General features: G+C 54.2%; 18 protein-coding genes. 7 read left to right on the top strand and 11 right to left on the bottom strand.

Annotated features, from left to right (window positions below; all coding sequences use genetic code 11):
- Positions 1-13: 13 nt before the first annotated feature.
- Both ABIC80_RS09390 and ABIC80_RS09385 read right to left on the bottom strand, forming a co-directional pair.
- Complete coding sequence (locus ABIC80_RS09390; RefSeq protein ID WP_429176762.1) at positions 14-2,857, bottom strand: archaeal ATPase; 2,844 nt, start codon at positions 2,855-2,857, stop codon at positions 14-16.
- A gap of 670 nt (positions 2,858-3,527) precedes the next feature.
- Complete coding sequence (locus ABIC80_RS09385) at positions 3,528-4,298, bottom strand: NAD(P)H-dependent oxidoreductase (protein ID WP_429176760.1); 771 nt, start codon at positions 4,296-4,298, stop codon at positions 3,528-3,530.
- 89 nt (positions 4,299-4,387) lie between these two features.
- On the opposite strand from ABIC80_RS09385, the gene ABIC80_RS09380 reads away from it, so the two are divergent.
- A complete protein-coding gene (locus ABIC80_RS09380) occupies positions 4,388-5,281 on the top strand; it encodes a LysR family transcriptional regulator (protein WP_429177016.1) in 894 nt (297 codons plus the stop codon).
- Positions 5,282-5,337: 56 nt separating this feature from the next.
- Here the strand turns inward: ABIC80_RS09380 and rimO are convergent, their stop codons facing one another.
- The 4 genes from rimO to ABIC80_RS09360 form a co-directional block, all read right to left on the bottom strand.
- Positions 5,338-6,663, bottom strand: coding sequence for a 30S ribosomal protein S12 methylthiotransferase RimO (gene rimO / locus ABIC80_RS09375; protein ID WP_042716724.1), 1,326 nt, complete (start codon positions 6,661-6,663; stop codon positions 5,338-5,340).
- A gap of 152 nt (positions 6,664-6,815) precedes the next feature.
- Positions 6,816-7,124 (bottom strand): hypothetical protein, encoded by a 309-nt coding sequence (locus tag ABIC80_RS09370; protein ID WP_429176757.1) that lies wholly within the window; start codon positions 7,122-7,124, stop codon positions 6,816-6,818.
- A gap of 1 nt (position 7,125) precedes the next feature.
- The gene (locus tag ABIC80_RS09365; RefSeq protein WP_312277396.1) at positions 7,126-7,470 is read right to left on the bottom strand and encodes a cupin domain-containing protein; all 345 of its coding nucleotides are present in this window, start codon (positions 7,468-7,470) and stop codon (positions 7,126-7,128) included.
- 72 nt (positions 7,471-7,542) lie between these two features.
- Positions 7,543-8,433, bottom strand: coding sequence for a DMT family transporter (locus ABIC80_RS09360; protein WP_429176755.1), 891 nt, complete (start codon positions 8,431-8,433; stop codon positions 7,543-7,545).
- Positions 8,434-8,535: 102 nt separating this feature from the next.
- Here ABIC80_RS09360 and ABIC80_RS09355 point away from each other — a divergent pair, with 102 nt between their 5' ends.
- Positions 8,536-9,870 (top strand): PLP-dependent aminotransferase family protein, encoded by a 1,335-nt coding sequence (locus ABIC80_RS09355; RefSeq protein WP_429176753.1) that lies wholly within the window; start codon positions 8,536-8,538, stop codon positions 9,868-9,870.
- Here ABIC80_RS09355 and ABIC80_RS09350 read toward each other — a convergent pair.
- Together ABIC80_RS09350 and ABIC80_RS09345 are read right to left on the bottom strand one after the other, a co-directional pair.
- Entirely contained in the window at positions 9,867-10,616 is a 750-nt protein-coding gene (locus ABIC80_RS09350) for a nucleotidyltransferase domain-containing protein (protein WP_429176750.1), read from the bottom strand. The genes ABIC80_RS09355 and ABIC80_RS09350 overlap by 4 nt on opposite strands.
- 14 nt (positions 10,617-10,630) lie before the next feature.
- A complete protein-coding gene (locus ABIC80_RS09345) occupies positions 10,631-11,380 on the bottom strand; it encodes a DeoR/GlpR family DNA-binding transcription regulator (RefSeq protein WP_242388841.1) in 750 nt (249 codons plus the stop codon).
- 104 nt (positions 11,381-11,484) lie between these two features.
- Between ABIC80_RS09345 and ABIC80_RS09340 the strand changes: the two genes are divergently transcribed.
- Positions 11,485-11,871, top strand: coding sequence for an NUDIX hydrolase (locus tag ABIC80_RS09340; protein ID WP_429176749.1), 387 nt, complete (start codon positions 11,485-11,487; stop codon positions 11,869-11,871).
- A 14-nt stretch (positions 11,872-11,885) separates the two neighbouring features.
- Positions 11,886-12,488 (top strand): LysE family translocator, encoded by a 603-nt coding sequence (locus ABIC80_RS09335; RefSeq protein ID WP_034813901.1) that lies wholly within the window; start codon positions 11,886-11,888, stop codon positions 12,486-12,488.
- Between the two features lie 10 nt (positions 12,489-12,498).
- Here the strand turns inward: ABIC80_RS09335 and ABIC80_RS09330 are convergent, their stop codons facing one another.
- Positions 12,499-12,957, bottom strand: coding sequence for a YbjP/YqhG family protein (locus ABIC80_RS09330; RefSeq protein WP_200579278.1), 459 nt, complete (start codon positions 12,955-12,957; stop codon positions 12,499-12,501).
- Positions 12,958-13,149: 192 nt separating this feature from the next.
- On the opposite strand from ABIC80_RS09330, the gene ABIC80_RS09325 reads away from it, so the two are divergent.
- Positions 13,150-13,815: a DUF2625 domain-containing protein gene (locus ABIC80_RS09325; RefSeq protein WP_429176746.1), complete on the top strand. Its 666-nt coding sequence runs from the start codon at positions 13,150-13,152 to the stop codon at positions 13,813-13,815.
- A gap of 122 nt (positions 13,816-13,937) precedes the next feature.
- Entirely contained in the window at positions 13,938-14,831 is an 894-nt protein-coding gene (locus ABIC80_RS09320) for an alpha/beta hydrolase (RefSeq protein ID WP_429176744.1), read from the top strand.
- On the opposite strand, the gene ABIC80_RS09315 is transcribed toward ABIC80_RS09320, so the two are convergent.
- Together ABIC80_RS09315 and ABIC80_RS09310 are read right to left on the bottom strand one after the other, a co-directional pair.
- Positions 14,832-15,413 carry a histidine phosphatase family protein gene (locus ABIC80_RS09315; protein WP_429176743.1) on the bottom strand — a complete coding sequence of 194 codons (582 nt, stop codon included), beginning with the start codon at positions 15,411-15,413 and terminating at the stop codon, positions 14,832-14,834.
- 18 nt (positions 15,414-15,431) lie between these two features.
- The gene (locus ABIC80_RS09310) at positions 15,432-15,815 is read right to left on the bottom strand and encodes a winged helix-turn-helix transcriptional regulator (protein WP_139568160.1); all 384 of its coding nucleotides are present in this window, start codon (positions 15,813-15,815) and stop codon (positions 15,432-15,434) included.
- Positions 15,816-15,925: 110 nt separating this feature from the next.
- Here ABIC80_RS09310 and ABIC80_RS09305 point away from each other — a divergent pair, with 110 nt between their 5' ends.
- A complete protein-coding gene (locus ABIC80_RS09305; RefSeq protein WP_242388848.1) occupies positions 15,926-16,975 on the top strand; it encodes an NAD(P)-dependent alcohol dehydrogenase in 1,050 nt (349 codons plus the stop codon).
- The last annotated feature ends 134 nt before the right edge of the window (positions 16,976-17,109 follow it).

The raw sequence follows: 17,109 nt of genomic DNA, 5'->3' as shown, positions 1-17,109 counted from the left end.
ACGAAGGCCATTATTATTTTTCTACGCCATCACTTAATGAAGGCAACTTGGATTTCCGGGCTGGCGTAGCCTTATCGTATAATGCTCCGACGATTGTGGAGGTATTAAGTGATGTTATAGTGTTTTGAGACGTATGTTGTTTTATGTTTATTTTACGATTATCATTTTTAGATAAATACTCCCATTCTCCTTCAGAAAGTAATTTGTCGCCAACAATTTCACCAATCAGTTCAAGGAAACTTGCTTCCTTGCTCAGTGCTTTGGCTGAACAATTAATCCCTCCTGCAGGAAAAATGAACGGATGTAGAATTGGACAGCTAATTAATAAGAAAAACAATGGATGGGTATCTTTCCATGTTTTCTTATCCGCTTTCAATTCTTCATTCATTACATTTATCTTTTTCTCAAACTCATCAACCGAAGTAACTGGGTTTAGTCTTAACCCTTCACCGATATATTCCCTGTCACTAAACGAATGATATAAGCTCTCTTCAACCAATACCGCATGAAGAAAAGCCAAAACATTAAAACGCATAATTTTCGCAGCATTTGATTGACTGGCCATTTGTCCATGCTCTGCATCATTATAGAGCCTAGTTTTATGCTGATCAGCCACATTATTAAGGTTGAAATAGAACCGAGTCCATACTTTACCGATCAAAAGCGCCGATGGACGAATTTCAATCTCAATTTCGTTTACTTTTTTAAGCCATTGCTCAACTTTATTAATGGCATAAGAAAATTCCGTTGTGTCATCCTGCTGACTGTCATCAGTTACGCCATCATCCTTGGGATCAAGATCAACATCCAAAACAGCAGCATCGTTATCCGCACTTTTACTTGCGCCTTTCATTTCTGCACGAGCAGCAGCCTCGCTCCATGGGGGAACAATACATGTTGTCTGAGCTATAACTTTATTAAAAGCATTAGTAATGGCAGGCTTTTCACGACGGCAAGCAGAGATATCTGCAATAGCACCAATCAGATTAAAAACACTACTGAAATCCATAAGGTTATTTGAAGCCACCGTACTTAAGGAAGCCGCCATTGCGGCTTTTGCCAAGCCATTCTCAGTATCAATGTTAAATTTCTTGTAACCGTCAGGCATCTTTTGGCGTGATTTACGATTTAACTGCACCATGCCAAGAAAAACGCCAACCTTTTCATCATTAGGGTTGTTTGCAACCACAGCACAACATCGATTAGCCCAATGTGAGGCGCTTTCAATTCTGCCAACAGACATATAAGCTACATATTCACTAACAAGCTGTTCGAATTTTTCTCTATCATTTTCAGCCTGTGCTAACTCGGTCACAAATTGGTTGAATATGCTGACAGAACCACAACCAACCAAAAGCATCTGTAGGAACTTTGACAGACTGCCCTGACAGTTTTCACTTACCTGAGACGCCAAGTAAATAGAGCAGTTTCTTAATGCTTCACTTTCAGACTGAGGTCGCAAATAAAATCCGGTATTAAAATCACGATCCTGTTTTACATAGGTGAATATATCCTTACAGAGCGAATCCATACCAAACCGATGTTGTTCATAATTTAACCCTGCGCGATAAATGCTGCTTAGCATCGAACCATATAAGGCATTTCTAAGTAAGTTCGGAACTGATAATTCATCAGGTCTTTCATTGCTGCCTTGTTTACCATCATGTTTTACCGATGTAGCATGATATTTTTTGGTATAGAAATCTTGAAGCACCTGCATCAACAACCGCACTGGCTGCTTCAGCAGTTCATTCACATACATGTCTGCATCAGATCCCTCTCTCAAATTAAGGCCTTCCCTAACAGCATCGCCAATTGCTTGCCGGATATCAATGGCAGCAATATCCTGCATGCCAAGCTCGGTTTTAACCTTGATCTTCTCTTTACCGACTTTTCCCTTTTCGCCGACCAGTTGCAACATGGTTTTCAGTTGAATACGCTTTTGTACCGGGAACAGTTTTAATAAATATTGCTGTTCAAGGTGTTCAACCATATAGCCCCGCTCTGCTAAGCGGGCGCTCTCTTTTTCCTGATCGAGCAAAGTTTTGCTATAATTTTCGTATTGCTTACCGCGAATCAATTGGGAATATAGGCGCAAGTCACCTGTCGCCACCACCACCAATTTCTGGCTGTTAAAGAATTTACGAATAGATTCAAGTACATCCCAACCCGTTTCAAACTGAGTATCAATATCATCAAATGAGATCAAAATGGCCTTGCAGCCGAGAATTTCACACGCACGCTCAACTAGCTTCTCAAAGATTTCTGACAAATCCTGGCCACCAATTGAGTAATCAAGCTGGGCATCCAGCTTCAAAGCATCACTGAAATATTCCGGCTTATATTCCTTGTCTGTGAGCAGATGTAAACCACGCTGGAGCTGCGCAAGGTAATTCTGCCATTGTTCCTTTTGTTTTGTATGGTCATTCGACGACCAGCATCCTTTTAACTTGTCGGACACCATTTTATTCAGACGGGCAGTCACAGTGACCAAAATGGGTTCATGACGCGGCAACTTGGTAGGGTCGATGGTCGGCAAACACTTGATGCTGACTATGACATCACCTTTGTCACCGTTCAGAGATTTGACCACGCTATTGATAAAAGTGGTTTTACCTGCACCGCGAGTACCATCCACAAAAAATACATTACGACCGGATTCATCAATAAACCGTGTTAGCCCAGCAGACTTATCAGCGTCAGGGGGGGTAACCGAGTTTCGGATACTCTCGACCAACTGATCACGCAGAGATTTCTGAATGAGATCATCTTCTTTGGTACTGCCCGGAAGATTGGGCGCAAACAAGTTGATGATGATTTTTCCCTCTGTCGTTTTAGTTTGTACGCTGTCTGTCATGTCCGTAGCTATCCCGTTATTTTGATTTTATGCCAGCCTGAGTATCAGAACTGGTGCTTTAAATTTCCACTGCATTGATTTATGCAATACTCAATGCCCTTAGCTTCAATAAGACCGTTGGCGGGCTTCGCCACGATCGAACCTACAAAGCTACCTGGAGCGCTGTTAAAACTGACCACCTCATTCACTGCCACCATCCTCGCGACTGAGCGGTTCGTTTTGTCGAGCAGACATTGCTGAGCGAAGTATGAGACCGAGGATAACGCATAATATGCTGATATTGTGTCGTCACACCTTCACTAGTTCTAACAGATGATATACTAGCGTTAAATTATTGATAAATATTAACTACAATTAATTACTGCTCCTGTGACCAAAAGCGTGTTGGTACATTATTACTTTTTTTATAGCCATTTATTTTTAGGTTAGTCTACGCTAAGTGCCTAAATTATCGCGCTTTAACTTCCTCAGCAACAAACAAGTGTTGCCTGTTTATTTACTCATCCGAGCCTGTTTTGTGGCGAAAATAAACAACTCTTAGTATTTATCCGCATGAACAACCAACGTCCGCTTCTGCCACAAAGCGGACTGAGTCAGAAAGCGGAAATCATCTTTTAGTAAGAAACAGCTTTACCGTCCTGACACTGCTTATGTCAGTTTTAGGACGTTATTAAGTGTCAGCAATATGCACTGCAAGCCCTTGTTGTCCCGGGGCAAGGTGATCGGATAGCACATGACGATCGGGGTAATCTCCCGCATTTTGCGCGCGGAAGGGAATCGGAATGTCGTCAAACAGCCCTTCCAGCCGGCTGCGCCAGTTGGCTTCCGCCTCAAATAAGGCGTCAGTGCCGATTCGTCCGCTACCGTAAACAGCAAACGTGGGTAATACCTCCATTCCCGTGTAAAAAAGGGTTCCATGCGTGATGGGAAAGAGTAATTGCTCCAGCGGACCATTAATGCCCCTTTTAGAATAATCACCTTCTGGACCACCAACCGAAACTGCCAGTAGCGCACGCTTACCTCTAAAAGCACCTTCTCCATAACGATGCGCGTTGCCTTTATCCTTATACCCATATGCCAGGCCATACGCCCACACCCGCTCTATCCAGCCTTTCATAATTGCGGGCATGCTGAACCACCAGAGCGGAAAAAGAAAGATAACCGCATCGGCGGCCTGGACCTTGCGTTGTTCTTGTTCGACATCTGCTGCCTGTCGGCTGTGTGTAAAGGCGTGTTTCGACTCTTCAATAAAAGACAGGCGTTCAGTATTGATCCGATCAGGAAAGTCATCGCCGTCAAATACTGCTTTCCACCCCATGGCATAAAGATCCGATTGAGTAACGGTATGCCCCTGGGCCGTTAATAACTCCTGGGCCATATTGACAAGATGATGTGTTAATGACGTCTTTTCAGGCTGGGCATGGACAAGAAGAATATTCATATAAATAGTCCTTTTAAGTAAGTCCCGACACACTAGCCCCTCATCTGATATAGTTGAAATTAATTTATAAAATACCCGGTATTGAAATGATTAATACCCTGAGAAATATTGATTTAAATCTTCTGGTTACGCTTGATGCACTTTTGTCAGAACATAGTGTTACGCGCGCCGCTGAACGCTTACACCTGTCGCAGCCTACAGTCAGCGTGCAACTCGCCAGACTCAGGGAGATATTTGACGATCCTTTGCTCCTGCCAGGCCCGCGTGGTATGCGGCCCACGTCGCGCGCCGACGAGCTTCGGGAACCTCTGCAGCATGCATTAGCCGCTATCCAAAAAGTGATTGCTCCTTCAAGTACCTTCAACCCAGCGCTGGCAAATCAGCACTGGAATATCGCTGCCTTTGATTATGGTGCAATGACTATCCTGGAGCCCGCCCTGGCAATGTTACGCACTGCTGCGCCAGCTACACGTATCGCAGTTGTTCACACTCTTCCTTCACAAGTAGCAAGGAAAGCGGAACAAGGAGAGATCGATCTGGCTTTCATGACAGGTGATGAAGCACCAGTAAATTTACATCGCCGCACGTTGTTCACTGAACGTTATGTGCTTGCTGGACGCGCAGGACATCCTCATTTGCATAGCCCACTTTCGCTCGAGGAGTTCTGTCAGCTTGAGCATGCCATTGTTTCACCGGAGGGGGGCGGATTTCATGGTGTGACAGATAGCGCCCTGGCCGAAAGAGGGATGACGCGCCGCGTATCACTCTCTGTGCCAAATTTCCTGCTGCTTAGTGCGGTCCTGAAGAGTACCGATCTGGTGGCTATGGTGCCGTGGCGGTTGGTGTGTGAAAACGATGCGCTGCAGATCACTGAGTCACCTGTTGAGGTTCCGGGATTTGAGATGGTTATGCTCTGGCCCGAACGTGTTCACCGTGACCCCGCTCATCAGTGGCTACGTGAGCGCATCGCCTGTTCAATATAAATAGTGAGTCATTCTTAAGCACAAAAAACCCGGCGGGTGCCGGGTTTTTTTATCGCTTAAACGCGTGTGCCCCACAGGTCATACTCGTCGGCGTTCTCGACTTTCACGCGAACTATATCGCCCGGTTTGACGTTAGTTTCACCGTTCAGATAGACCGCGCCGTCGATTTCCGGGGCATCGGCCATGCTGCGGCCAATCGCGCCTTCCTCATCCACTTCGTCGATCATCACCAGGATTTCGCGACCAATCTTCTCTTGCAGACGCTCAGCGGAGATACGCTGTTGCAGCTGCATAAAGCGGTTCCAGCGCTCCTCTTTCACCTCTTCCGGCACCTGATCCGCCAGCTCGTTGGCGGTGGCACCCTCAACCGGGCTGTATTTGAAGCAGCCGACGCGATCGAGGCGCGCTTCGGTCAGGAAGTCGAGCAGCATCTGGAAATCTTCTTCGGTCTCGCCAGGGAAGCCGACGATAAAGGTAGAGCGCAGCGTCAGCTCCGGGCAGATTTCGCGCCAGCGCTTGATGCGTGCCAGCTGGCGATCGACGGCACCAGGGCGTTTCATCAGCTTCAGAATGCGCGGGCTGGCGTGCTGCAACGGGATGTCGAGGTAGGGCAGAATTTTGCCTTCCGCCATCAGCGGGATCACGTCATCCACGTGCGGGTAGGGGTAAACGTAGTGCAGACGCGTCCAGACACCAAGTTTCGCCAGCTGCTCGCAGAGGCCAACCATGCTGGTTTTCACCGGCTCGCCGTTATGGAAGCCCATGCGGTGTTTCACATCAACGCCATAAGCGGAAGTGTCCTGCGAAATCACCAGCAGCTCTTTAACGCCAGCATCGACCAGGCGTTTCGCCTCAGACAGCACGTCGCCAATCGGGCGGCTCACCAGATCGCCACGCATCGACGGAATGATGCAGAAAGTGCAGCGGTGGTTACAGCCTTCGGAAATTTTCAGGTAAGCGTAGTGGCGCGGCGTCAGTTTCACGCCCTGTTCCGGCACCAGGCTTAAGAAGGGGTTGTGCTGCGGTTTCGGCACATAGTGATGAACATGGGCGAGAACCTGCTCATAGCTGTGCGGGCCAGTGATCTCCAGCACTTTCGGGTGCACTTCGCGGATTTGATCCTCTTTCGCGCCCAGACAGCCAGTGACAATCACTTTACCGTTTTCATTCAGCGCTTCGCCGATCGCTTCCAGCGACTCCTGCACGGCGCTGTCGATAAAACCACAGGTATTTACGATCACCATATCGGCATCATCGTAACTCGGGACAACATCGTAACCTTCGGTACGCAACTCCGTAAGGATGCGTTCTGAGTCGACGAGATTTTTTGGGCAGCCAAGAGAGACAAAGCCGATTTTCGGCTGCAGGTTCACATTGCTCATAGTTCAAAAAGTAATCAGTTATAGGATCTTAGGCGAGGGATTGTACAGAGTTCCGGGCGGGATTTATAGCGGATTATCAGCGCAGCGGCATCGCGTGCGGTAAGTTATTTTGCTTCTTTATAGATTGCTGGCTGCGTGTGTGCAGTATGGCTTTAGTCAGGATCAAGAATCTCCTGCACCCAGTCATCCCAGCATGCACAGCCAAGGTCTGCGACCACTGCGTTTTCATTGGTCTCCAGCCACCAATTTGTAACGATGGCATACTCCTCAGACGTGAGCGCAAAGGGGCGCCAGGTGCCCATGCGGCAATCCTGGTCGCAGGGATCGCTGCCCCGTAACAAGAAGTCGTTCAGAAAGGCCAGCGGGGGAAAGTAACCGCTGCCGTCAATAATGCTGAAAATGCCATACGGCACGTGGATGTTTGCGGTAAGAATACGTATCGCTTCCGTGCTCTGGTTCATTTTACTGCTCCGCGACATCGGTGCGATCACCGCGCGGGGTCGGGTGAGAGAAGACGATAAATTCAACCGCCGCATCAGAATCATTGCGCGCCTGATGTTTTGCTAATGGCGGGATCTCAATTCCTTGCTGTGCAGCAATTTTCTGCTTTTCACCTTCCAGTTCCATCGTCAGCACGCCACTCAGCACAAAGAAAAATTGCCGCGAGACGGAGTGATAATGGCGCTGCTCCTGTGTCCCGGCGGGCATTTTCTCATGGATGATCATCATCTCTGGCCGCTTCACCAGGTACCAGCCGTCGCACCCCTCGCCCCAGTGATAATGCTCGGCATTCTCTTTTGAAATCATTTGCTTCTCCTGACGTACACCTCTTTCCCTACCGTTATACCCATCATCGACGCGCGGCATAACCTGCCTGAATTAGCGGGCGCACTTCCGCGAGCCAATCACGCAGAGGATAACGCCCAGCGTCACCAGTAGCATCAGCGGGCTGACACGCTCGTTGAGCAGCAGGGCGGAGAGAGCAAGACCGAAAAAGGGCTGCAACAGCTGTAGCTGGCCGACGGCGGCAATCCCGCCGCGGGCCAGGCCGTTATACCAGAAGATGAAGCCTATCAGCATGCTGAAGAGCGAGACGTAGCCTAGTGCGCCCCAGGCTTGCGCGCTGATATCAACAAGCGTTGCGGGTTGCGTCAGCCAGGCGGCGGGCAGCATCACCGGAAGTGACAGGATCAACGCCCAGCAGATCACCTGCCAGCCGCCGAGCGTGCGGGTTAAGGCTGCTCCTTCGGCATAGCCCAGCCCGCACACTATCACTGCCGCCAGCATCAGCAGATCGCCAGTCAGCGAAACGGCATGACTCTGCGCCAGCGCGAAGGCCACCACCAGCAGGCTGCCAAGCAGTGAGAAGAGCCAGAAGGCGCGCTTTGGCCGCTCGCCGCCGCGCAGCACCGCAAAAATCGCCGTGCAGAGCGGCAGAAGGCCGAGAAAAACAATCGAGTGGGCGGAGGTGACATGCTGTAGCGCCAGGGCTGTGAGAAGCGGAAAACCAATCACCACGCCGCCGGAGACGATCAGCAGCGGGAACAGCTGCGCGCGCTGCGGGCGCGGTTCGCGCAAGGCGTAAACAAGAACAATCGCCAGCAACCCGGCGAGCGAGGCGCGCAGAAAGGTGAGGAAAAAGGGCGACATCTCCAGCACGGCAATGCGCGTGGCGGGTAACGAGCCGCTGAAAATCACTACCCCCAGCAGGCCGTTGAGCCAGCCTGACAGCGCGGAATGTGCCGGTTTGTTTAGCGCGGAATTTGCCATCTTGACCTCGTTATCACTGATTAGTGGGAGCTTGAGCATTGATGGGCTGAATGGTAGGTTGAGCTACTTACGACAATCAAATTATTGTCATGGATACATTTGATGAAAGCGCGCTACAAACAGCTGGTTGATCGCTTCGCTGTGCAGATCCGTTCCGGTGAGTTGCCGCCCGGCACGCGTTTACCGACTCACCGCTGCCTGGCCGGGCAGGAACATATTTCGCTGGCGACCGCCACCCGCGTCTATCGTGAGCTGGAGGCGATGGGGCTGGTCAGTGGTGAAACCGGCCGCGGCACCTTTGTCAGAGAGATTGCCCTTCCTCCCGGTCACGGCATCGATCAGCTTGCCGTCGCCAGCGACGTGCTGGATCTCAACTTCAACTACCCGGCGGTGAGCGGGCAGGGCGAGTTGCTGCGCGAGGCCCTCAAACGCACGGCAGTGGAGGGCAATATTGAGGCGCATCTGCGTTATCAGCCTCATGGCGGGCGGATCACCGAGCGAGAGGTCTTCGCCACGCACTTCACGCAGGGGACGTTTCGCCCGGCGGCTGAAAATCTGCTGCTGGTGAATGGCGCGCAGCACGGCTTGACCATTACGGTCATGGGGCTGCTGAAACCGGGCGATGTGGTGGCGGTGGACGCGCTGACCTATCCCGGTTTTAAGGCGCTGGCCGCGCTTTATCATCTGGAGCTGGTGGCAATTCCGGCAGCGCAGGATGGCCCGGATCTGGCCGCACTGCGCCAGCTCTGCCAGCAGCGGCGTATTCGCGCGGTGTATACCATGCCGACAATGCATAACCCGCTGGGCTGGGTGATGAACAGCCCGTCGCGTAAAACGCTGGCCGCTATCGCCCGTGCTCACGATCTGTTGATCATTGAAGATGCTGCCTACGCCTGGCTGGTTCGCCGCGCACCGCCGCCGCTCGCCTGTTTTGCGCCGGAAAGAACGGTTTATGTCAGCGGATTTTCAAAAAATGTAGCGACCGGCCTGAGGGTTGGCGCAGTGATCTGCCCGCCTGAACTGCGGCCTGCGCTGGAACGGGCCATCCGCGCCACGACGTGGAATGCGCCGTCGCTCATGACCTCGCTGGTCAGTCACTGGATAGAGGAGGGGATGGTGGCCGAGCTCGAAAAGCGCAAGCGGGAAGATGCCCGGCTGCGCCAGCGAATTCTGCAAGAAACACTGGCCGGTCTGCCGTGCGTGACCCACCCCGACTCTTATTTTGCCTGGCTGCCGCTCTCTGAAGAGTCGCGCGCCGATCGGGTAGTCAAGCAGTTGATGGATAGCAATATCTCCCTCTCAACCGCTGAGCCCTTCTGCACCGCGCAATCGACGCCGCAGGCGCTGCGCGTAGCCCTCGGATCGGTCGCTGTCGACACCCTGCGCGGAGCGCTGCTGACCATCCGCGAAGCGATAGAGTATGAAGCGAGCCGCTAGCAGCGACTCTCCTCCAGCCAGCGCATCAGCGCGTTAAGCCGGGCGGTGAAGTGCGCCCTGTCATCCTCTGGCGTATGGCACTGTTGCAGCAGCCAGCCGATGGCCTGCTGCTGCTGCGGAAAGCGCTGTACAACCCGGCTGGCATACTCCTCCAGCGTCTCGGGCCAGTCGTTATCCTCTGCGCGGCGTAACAGGTTGGTTGCGCGCAGCAGTTTACGCGCCGCAGCCCGCTGAAGCAGCCGTGCATCGCTCGCCTCTGCCAGTTGCTGAAGGTAGCCTTGCAGGACGGGAATGAAATCACCGTTTACCGCTACAGCAATCTCGCGCGAGGGGGTAAAAGGCGAAAAACGGCTCGCGAGATCTTCGCCCGCCACGCAGCGGCAGTGGTGCTTAAGCCAGTAACCCCAGCTGAACCGGTTTTCGTCGGCCAGCGCCTCTGCCAGCGTGCCGCAATCAAAATCGACTTTGCTGATAACCGGATGCTGCGTCTGCACATGCTCCGCAATCACTCGCAGAAGATCGCGTTCCGCCGCGTTCAGCGCGCCTTGGGTAATCAGGCAGACGTCGAGATCAGATCCACCCGCCACTGCTGTACCTTTCGCCACGCTGCCGTAGAGGTAAATACTGTGCACCTGCGCGCCGAGCCTTGCGTGGAGCAGCTCGATCACCTCATCGACCACCGGGCGAAACGCCGGTTGCTGCGGGGTGTCGGGTAAACAGGCGATAAAGCCGTCAGCATCAACCATCGAAAGCGCCTCCGCTACAGCACGCTGATTTGCAATTGTTTGAACAGCGCGCTCATCTTCTCATTGAGCGGCTCATCGACCAGCAGCGTGCTGGCGAGCGTCAGATCGCCAATGCCAAAGGCCGAGGCGGAGTTGATCTTCTCCGGCGACGCCAGCACCACGGTTTCCGCCGCGCGCTCCGAAAGTGCGCGCTTCACGCAGGCCTCTTCATAGTTGCCGGTGGTAAAGCCTGCCTGCTCATGCACGCCGGTGACGCCCATAAAAAAGAGGTCAGCATTGATGCGGCGAATGGACTCAATCATTGATGCGCCCACGGTGACCATCGAGTGTTTATATAACTGCCCGCCGATAACGATCACGTCCACATTTGGCAGGTTAATCAATCCGGCGGCGATGGTCGGGCTGTGGGTGACTACGGTAAAGGCCAGATCCGGCGGCAGCAGGGTGATCATCTCTTCCGAGGTGGTGCCGCCGTCGATGATAACGATATTGCCGGGCTGAATAAGATTGACTGCTTTCTGCGCGATGACGCGTTTTGCATGAATGTTCACGTTTTTGCGTACTTCAAATGGCGCAATCGCCGCCGACACCGCCAGCGCGCCGCCGTGCACCCGTTGCAGCAGGCCATCTGCCGCTAACTCCCGTAAATCCCGGCGAATAGAGTCTTCAGAGATAGCAAAGTGCTGGCTTAATTCACGTGACAAGACCTGCTTATCACGCGCCAGCATCTCAAGTATCTTCTGCTTACGTTGACTGGATAACACGTTTTCCCCTTACACGATTGGTCTTGATCTTGCACGATTATGCATGTTAGCGTGCCGATTGTCAGCCTGACGATCCTAATTTTACGCAGTTTACAGGGGAAACCATGCACGCCATGCTTATTTTAATTGCCGGACCCGTACGCAGCGGCACCAACGGTGATGATGCGTTAATCAAACAGAATCTCGATGCCATGACGCGGGTTGCCGCAGAGGTGTTCGAAAAGGGCCATACGCCGGTGATTGGCGAGTGGCTGGCGATGCCGCTGGCGGAATCGGCCGGGTCGAAGAAGATTGGCGATGAGATTAGCCAGGTCTTTTTGTACCCCGTCGCCCACCGCCTGATTCAACACTGCGATGCCATTTTACGCCTGCCCGGCGACTCGGCGGGGGCCGATAACGATGTGCGCATCGGGCGCGAGCGGGGCCTTACCATTTACAGCACCGTTGATGAGATCCCCAATGGCGACGCGCGGGAGTCATCTCCGGCTTAACGAAACGGGATGTAATGGAAATCAACATCATGGGGTTTATCCCCGTGCTTTTACCCGTCGCGCTCTCTCCGGGCGCGAGTTTTACCCTTGCGATGAACAGCGCGCTGGCCGGCGGGCGGGGCGGGTTGCTGCGCACACTGGCGGGCACCGCGCTCGGCATCTACACCCACGCGCTGCTGATTGGCCTCGGCGTAACGGCGATGCTCGTCTCCTCTCCCGCGCTGTTTAACGTGCTGAAATATGCGGGGGCGGCGTATCTGATGTGGCTTGGTGTGCAGCTGATTCGCAGCGGGTTAACGACGAGTGAGATGACGCTACGCGCGGATGGACCGACGGTGACGCTAAAAGAGGCGTGGCTGGCGAACGTGCTCAACCCGAAAGCGATCGTTTTTTATCTCACCGTGGTGTCACAATTTGCCGGTAGCCGCGGCGATGTCAGCCACTATCTGCTGCTGGCCACGGTGCATGTGCTGGTGATGGGCGCATGGCTGATTGCCCTGAGCAACGTGCTGGTCTTCTCGGCGAAAAAAGCCAATCCGGCACGGCTCAAAAAAGGGGTGAATGTGGTGGGCGGCGCGCTGTTACTCATCTTCTCCGCCCTTTCACTGCTGCACTAAACGGGCGGCGTCAGTAGAGCTTCTGTTCAAAATGCTCCCCGGCGTCAACTACCCGCCAGATCTTCCACTCGCCCGCCTCTTTGCGCGTCCAGACCTGAAGATGAGCATGCTTGTTATCTTCAATACCCAGCCAGACATCCAGCAGCATGTTGTCGCCATCGGGCCGCGCTGGTGAAACTTTGAGGTGCGGGATCCACGCGGGGTCGTAATCCTGGGTGTAGGTGAAGTAGTCCGCTGCGAGGATCTCCTGCTCCGGCATCTCATAAATTTCAGCTATACGCCTCAGCAACTTAGCGGAGACATAGTGCCGCATTTCCGCTGTTTTAATCACTTCGTCCGGCGACGTGTTCTCGAAGGCATGCAGATAGAAGTTATAGAACCCGGTCACGTTTTTCTGTACGTCGGTAGCGGTATTAGCGCTGGCGAAGGGCAGATAACAGGCGAGCAGCAGAGAGATAACCAGACGCATGGCGATTCCTGCGAAAGAGAGGTGGGATAGAAAAAGTGCGCTGATCCTGACATTGACCCAGGGCGGAAGAAAGCCTTTTATGCGCTCCGGCAGGGCAGATTTTGGTAGGGTGCAAAGCGGCTTCGCAGCCTTATGAGCTTGCCGCTTTCCGGTATGATGGCAGAGATTTTTACCTCGCCTGCAGGAGAGCGGATGAAGACCTTAACTGAACTTATCGATGTGCACGATCCCGGCTGGGCGGTGGTGCAGGAGTGGCTTAACGCGGCCAGCAACCCTTACGAAGTGTTGGCGAAAGAGGAGCCCCGCGCCGAACAGGCGCTGCTGCAACTGCAGGTCACCACCCGCTCGCCGCTGGGGGCGCTGGTATATGAAACCGGCGGGCTGCTGATTGATGATGGCTGGCTGCGTATTCTCGGCTCCGGCAGCGCGCGGCTGGCGCGCGACCCGATGAGCTGGACGCAAGCGGCGACAGACGCGGGATCTTTCGGTGCCCTGCTGATTGCCGATGATGCCTCGGGCGGCTTTTTTGCCCTCAACGGCGGCGGTCTCGGAGAGGATATCGGCAATGTTTACTACTTCGCGCCGGATGCGCTGGCCTGGGAAGGGCTGGAAGTGGGCTACTCCGCGTTTGTTGAGTGGGCGCTGTGTGGCGATCTGGCGCTCTTCTACCAGACGGTGCGCTGGCCTAACTGGCGGGAAGAGGTGCGAACGCTCGGCGGCGAGCAGGTTTACGCCTTCTTTCCTTTCCTCTGGACCGAGCCAAAGCTGTCGGTTAATGAACGCAAGCGCACGGTAACGCCGATTGAGGAGCAGTGGCGGCTCGCACAGGAGCTGGCAGGTAGCCACCCGGCGTCGTAAAAGTGCAAAGGCAGCGACACCCGCTGCCGCATCTCTGTTGCAATCAATAATGATTCCCATTAACGTCTTCACCCTGATGTTATCTTCAGCCCGCGCGGCTGATGTACAGGGAGAAGGGGTTTATGCTTTATTGTTTTCACGCCGTGCGCCTCGCGGCGCTGTTTATGCTGCTCGCATGGCAAACAAGTTATGCAAGGCCGGATATGGCACCGCTCGGGCCGAACATCGCCGATCGCGGCTCTGCTTACTATCACTTCACGCAAAAGCAGTTCGATTCCCGGGATGGCAAACGCCACTACAACGTCTGGACAGGCGTACCTAATAAAAGCGCACCGCCCGGCGGTTTTCCGGTGATCTACATGCTGGATGGCAACGCGGCGATGGATAAGCTTTCGGAGGCGTTTTTACAAAAACTCTTCGCCGCTAACCCGCCGGTGCTGGTGGCGGTCGGGTATCAAACCGATCTGCCATTCGATCTCGATAGCCGGGCGTATGATTACACGCCGCCGGGCACCGACACGCAGCAACTGCGCGGCAGAGCGGGCGGTGGCAGTGACGCGTTTCGCCAGTTGCTTGAGGAGACTATCGCGCCAGAGGTCGAAAAGGGAATTACTGTTAATCCGGCGCAGCGCGGGTTGTGGGGGCACTCCTACGGGGGGTTATTCGTGCTGGAGAGCTGGCTCACTTCCTCCTTTTTCACCACCACTTTTTCCGCCGTGCCTTCGCTGGCGCGCAATGATTTTCAGTTGCTGAAAACGATGGAAGCGGTCTCGCCGCAGCAGGCAGCGGGTAAGCACCTTTATCTGATGGAGGGGGACGGGGATCGCCGCGCTCAGGATGAGAACAGCGAGTCTGGCGTGCTGCCGCGCGTTCGCAGCACCTTTGCGCAGCTTGATCAGCATGGCGTCCCGGCTACTTACCGCTTATTCCCCGGCCTGACGCACGGGGCGATGTTCGCCACCTCGCTACAGGCGGCGTTACTTCAGCTCTCGCAGGCGGAGAAACAGCCGCTCTGATTATGCCGCCGGGTTATCACATCCGGCGGCAGTGAACGTTACCGATGACCAGTAGCCGTTTCCGGTATGCGCGCTTTTTACCCAGCCCGCCTTTTCCAGCTCGCGCGCAATCAGGCGGTTAATCACCCCGTGACCCATGCTGAGCACGCGCTCATTCTGCTGCGCATGGGAGATCAGCGTAAGCGCCATTTTCTCTGCCCGCTGCATCGTCTGCTTTTTGGATTCCGGCCCTGCCAGCGCGCCGCTGAGCCAGCAGAGGCGAAACAGCACCAGCCACGTCTGTGGCGAGAGGCGAAGCCAGGGGAGGTTGAATACCGGCAAGGGCGCTTCGCGCAGATCGTTGGCAATCAGATTGGGGATGAGGTTCATCGCCTGTAGCGACGCACGGGCGCGCGGCAGCGGGCTGCTGATAACAAAAGCGTGGCGTTTATCCGCCAGAACGGCGTGGCAATCGGGTTCGCCAGTGACGCCTGAGGCATCATAGCCTGCAATCCAGCCGTGCATGTCTGTGGCTTTTACCCGTGCGGAACTCTGCTGAGCGCTGAATTCAGGCTCGCCATGGCGCATTAAAACTATCTCCATTTCACACTCCTGTGTGTGTTAGCCCTGTGCTTTACGGTAATGGGCTTCCATCTCATCCAGCGCGGCCTGGTTCTCCAGCCCCCACTGGTACATCTGCTCAATCGGCCCGGCGAAGGTTTTGCCAAGCGGCGTGAGGCGGTAATCGACTTTCGGCGGGACAACGTCATAAACGTGGCGGGCGATCAGGCCGCGCTGCTCCAGCTCTTTTAGCGTCTGAAAAAGCATTTTTTTGGAGATCCCTTGTAAGCTGCGCTGCAACTCGCCGGTGCGGGCGCGCTCATCAGGCCAGTGGTAGAGCGCGTGCAGCACCATGGTGCTCCACTTGACGGAGAAGAGATCCATCAGGCGGCGCGGCGGCGAGTCCGCGTAGAAAAAGAGTTTGCCGTCAACCCAGGCTGGCATAAGAAGCCCTCATCTGTGGTCACCAAATGGTAACTACTATCAATTGTGAACCTTGCGGACTATAGTCTGCCGCCTTCACGTTATTAACGCCAGCCCAACCTGGAGGCCTTATGAAAATCAATGCACTGGTCGCGGTCGATGCCGCCAAACCGCTGACATCCGGCGACATTACCCTTCGCCCGCTGCAAAACCAGGATGTGAAAATCGACATTCTTTACTGCGGCGTCTGCCACTCGGATCTGCATATGGCGCGCAACGAGTGGGCGGTAAGCCGCTATCCGCTGGTGCCGGGACATGAGATTGTCGGCCGCGTCAGCGCCACTGGCGCAGGCGTGTCGGCCTTTCAGGTCGGCGATATTGTGGGTGTCGGGGTGATGGTGGATTCCTGCCGTGAATGCCACTTCTGCAAACAGCATGAAGAGCAGTATTGCGAAGCGGGCTTTACCGCCACCTATAACGGGATTGATAAATACACCGGCGAGAGCACCTGGGGTGGTTACGCCGAGAGCGTGATTGTCGATCAGGATTTTGTCGTCTCGGTGCCGCAAAACCTGCCGCTGGCGGGCGTTGCACCGCTGCTCTGCGCAGGCGTTACCGTCTGGTCGCCGCTGCGCCACTTCAACGTTAAAGCGGGTGATGCGGTGGGCGTTGTCGGTCTTGGCGGGTTAGGGCATATGGCGGTTAAGCTGGCGAGCGCGATGGGCGCCGAGGTAACGCTGTTTACCACCTCGCCGGAGAAGGGCGAAGATGCCCGCCGCCTTGGTGCAAAACGCGTGGTTGTTTCGCGCGATGCCGCGCAAATGGCCGCCTGCCACACCTCGCTGGATTTCATTATCGACTGCGTCGCGGCACCGCACGATCTCGACCCCTACCTGGCGACGCTGAAAACCAACGGTCGCCTGGTGCTGGTGGGTATTCCGGATCAACCGCATGCGTCACCCAACATCACGCCGATGGTCTTTCGCCGCTTAAGCATCAGCGGCTCGTCGATTGGCAGTATCCGCGAGACGCAGGAGATGCTCGATTTCTGCGGCCAGCACGGCATCACGGCGGATGTGGAGATGATTGGCGGTGAAGCAATTGAAAGCGCTTTCGCCCGCATGCTGAAAGGCGATGTGAAATACCGCTTTGTTATCGATATGCAGGCTACGCGCTGGTAATACTTTTCGTAATATCGATTTAACTGAAGGCCTGCTGTGATATTCACGCAGGTCTTTTTTATTCCTGCTATCTGCTACTTAAGGTCATCAGGCTTAGCAATAATGGGGCATGATCACACCGAGGCAGAGCTGAA

This window comes from Kosakonia sp. 1610, from assembly GCF_050435845.1.
Taxonomy (GTDB): Bacteria; Pseudomonadota; Gammaproteobacteria; order Enterobacterales; family Enterobacteriaceae; genus Kosakonia; species Kosakonia cowanii.
The sequence above is the reverse complement of the archived record's forward strand: the minus strand, read 5'-3'. Positions and strand labels throughout refer to the sequence as shown.

Excerpts from the sequence above, each read along its gene's own strand:
- ABIC80_RS09365 (WP_312277396.1), bottom strand. The coding sequence starts at position 7,470 with ATGATTTCAAAAGAGAATGCCGAGCATTATCACTGGGGCGAGGGGTGC.
- ABIC80_RS09305 (WP_242388848.1), top strand. The coding sequence starts at position 15,926 with ATGAAAATCAATGCACTGGTCGCGGTCGATGCCGCCAAACCGCTGACA.
- ABIC80_RS09350 (WP_429176750.1), bottom strand. The coding sequence starts at position 10,616 with ATGGTTGATGCTGACGGCTTTATCGCCTGTTTACCCGACACCCCGCAG.
- ABIC80_RS09310 (WP_139568160.1), bottom strand. The coding sequence starts at position 15,815 with ATGCCAGCCTGGGTTGACGGCAAACTCTTTTTCTACGCGGACTCGCCG.
- ABIC80_RS09330 (WP_200579278.1), bottom strand. The coding sequence starts at position 12,957 with ATGCGTCTGGTTATCTCTCTGCTGCTCGCCTGTTATCTGCCCTTCGCC.
- ABIC80_RS09325 (WP_429176746.1), top strand. The coding sequence starts at position 13,150 with ATGAAGACCTTAACTGAACTTATCGATGTGCACGATCCCGGCTGGGCG.
- ABIC80_RS09390 (WP_429176762.1), bottom strand. The coding sequence starts at position 2,857 with ATGACAGACAGCGTACAAACTAAAACGACAGAGGGAAAAATCATCATC.
- ABIC80_RS09335 (WP_034813901.1), top strand. The coding sequence starts at position 11,886 with ATGGAAATCAACATCATGGGGTTTATCCCCGTGCTTTTACCCGTCGCG.
- ABIC80_RS09340 (WP_429176749.1), top strand. The coding sequence starts at position 11,485 with ATGCACGCCATGCTTATTTTAATTGCCGGACCCGTACGCAGCGGCACC.
- ABIC80_RS09385 (WP_429176760.1), bottom strand. The coding sequence starts at position 4,298 with ATGAATATTCTTCTTGTCCATGCCCAGCCTGAAAAGACGTCATTAACA.
- ABIC80_RS09360 (WP_429176755.1), bottom strand. The coding sequence starts at position 8,433 with ATGGCAAATTCCGCGCTAAACAAACCGGCACATTCCGCGCTGTCAGGC.
- ABIC80_RS09320 (WP_429176744.1), top strand. The coding sequence starts at position 13,938 with ATGCTTTATTGTTTTCACGCCGTGCGCCTCGCGGCGCTGTTTATGCTG.
- ABIC80_RS09355 (WP_429176753.1), top strand. The coding sequence starts at position 8,536 with ATGAAAGCGCGCTACAAACAGCTGGTTGATCGCTTCGCTGTGCAGATC.
- ABIC80_RS09315 (WP_429176743.1), bottom strand. The coding sequence starts at position 15,413 with ATGGAGATAGTTTTAATGCGCCATGGCGAGCCTGAATTCAGCGCTCAG.
- rimO (WP_042716724.1), bottom strand. The coding sequence starts at position 6,663 with ATGAGCAATGTGAACCTGCAGCCGAAAATCGGCTTTGTCTCTCTTGGC.
- ABIC80_RS09370 (WP_429176757.1), bottom strand. The coding sequence starts at position 7,124 with ATGAACCAGAGCACGGAAGCGATACGTATTCTTACCGCAAACATCCAC.